Consider the following 1,302-nt stretch of genomic DNA (forward strand, 5'->3'; position numbering starts at 1 on the left):
AAGAAAGCACAGGATGATGAAGCCAGTGGTGAGATTGAAACAGCACATCCGGGTTACCTGGGGTCGCAGGACACTTTTTATGTTGGTCATTTAAAAGGTGTTGGTCGTATCTACCAACAAACTTATATTGATACTTACTGCAAAGTCGTTCATTGTAAACTTTACACAACGAAAAGTTCGATAACTGCTGCGGATTTATTAAATGACAAGGTTCTGCCTTTTTATGCCCAACATGGATTACCGATATTACGTATACTGACGGACAGAGGTAGTGAATATTGTGGTAAAGTTGAGCATCACGATTATCAACTTTATCTGGCTATCAACGATATTGATCACACAAAAACTAAGGCACGCTCGCCTCAAACTAATGGAATTTGTGAACGTTTTCATAAAACCGTATTACAAGAGTTCTACCAGGTAGTTTTTCGTAAGAAAATCTACGGTAATTTAGAGGAATTACAAACTGATTTAGATAAATGGTTAGAGGAATACAATAACCAGCGTACTCATCAAGGAAAAATGTGTTGCGGTCGAACACCCATAGCAACTTTACACGATGGAAAACAAATTTGGAGAGAAAAAGATTTAAATCAAATTTAGCCTGACAGATACTGTATAAATAACCGGTAACTGTCAGATCAAGTCTGAGCTACTACAAACATGATAAACACGAATTGTACTATCATTAAGTTTATCAGCAACTAAAGAGCATCCGCTAAATCCGTCTGTAAATACAAGTTTGGGGTCTCCTTTCTTTGGCAATATTGGGATATCAACATATCCACTTTCTGGTACCCAATATGCGAATTCAGCACTATGTTCTTTATCATTAACAATTTGTAATGCATGATAGTACCTATCAGGTGTAGATACTGAAACCTTTATGGCAGTTAAAGGAAGTTGGCCGCCTCCTTTTTTATTATTAACAATTCTTTTATGTTCATCTGATAGCGTTGCATCATTTTTATTAATTATGCTTCCCAATAGGGGAGTTTTTTTAAAAGCTTGAGGTGTTAATGCATTTCTTAGCCTTATAACCTCTGGAATAGCTTCAAAAGACTGGTCAACAGCAGCTTTAGGTATCATGTCAGGCTTGATATGTCGAAGAGTTACATTGTGTGTTAATAATTTGTAGTCGCGATTTGGAATCAATCCATCTTTATCGTAAAGATTAATTGGATTATTCCTAACCATCCTATACAAATTCAACCCATCTACCGTATTAGCAGGGTCGGCACTCAACCATCTCCCCACCCAGGGCTGATAATAGCGATAGCCGTAGTAATAAAGCCCGGTCGC

At 37.4% G+C, this 1,302-nt stretch carries 1 protein-coding gene and 1 pseudogene; one reads left to right on the forward strand and one right to left on the reverse strand.

Annotated features, from left to right (window positions below):
* Positions 1 to 603: integrase core domain-containing protein (locus tag CBG25_RS17890; RefSeq protein WP_290603686.1), on the forward strand; the 603-nt coding region annotated here is incomplete at its 5' end.
* Between the two features lie 540 nt (positions 604 to 1,143).
* Here the strand turns inward: CBG25_RS17890 and CBG25_RS17895 are convergent.
* A pseudogene (locus CBG25_RS17895) lies at positions 1,144 to 1,302 on the reverse strand (RHS repeat-associated core domain-containing protein); the annotation flags it as partial.

Source organism: Arsenophonus sp. ENCA (assembly GCF_002287155.1).
In the GTDB taxonomy this organism is placed as follows: domain Bacteria; phylum Pseudomonadota; class Gammaproteobacteria; order Enterobacterales; family Enterobacteriaceae; genus Arsenophonus; species Arsenophonus nilaparvatae.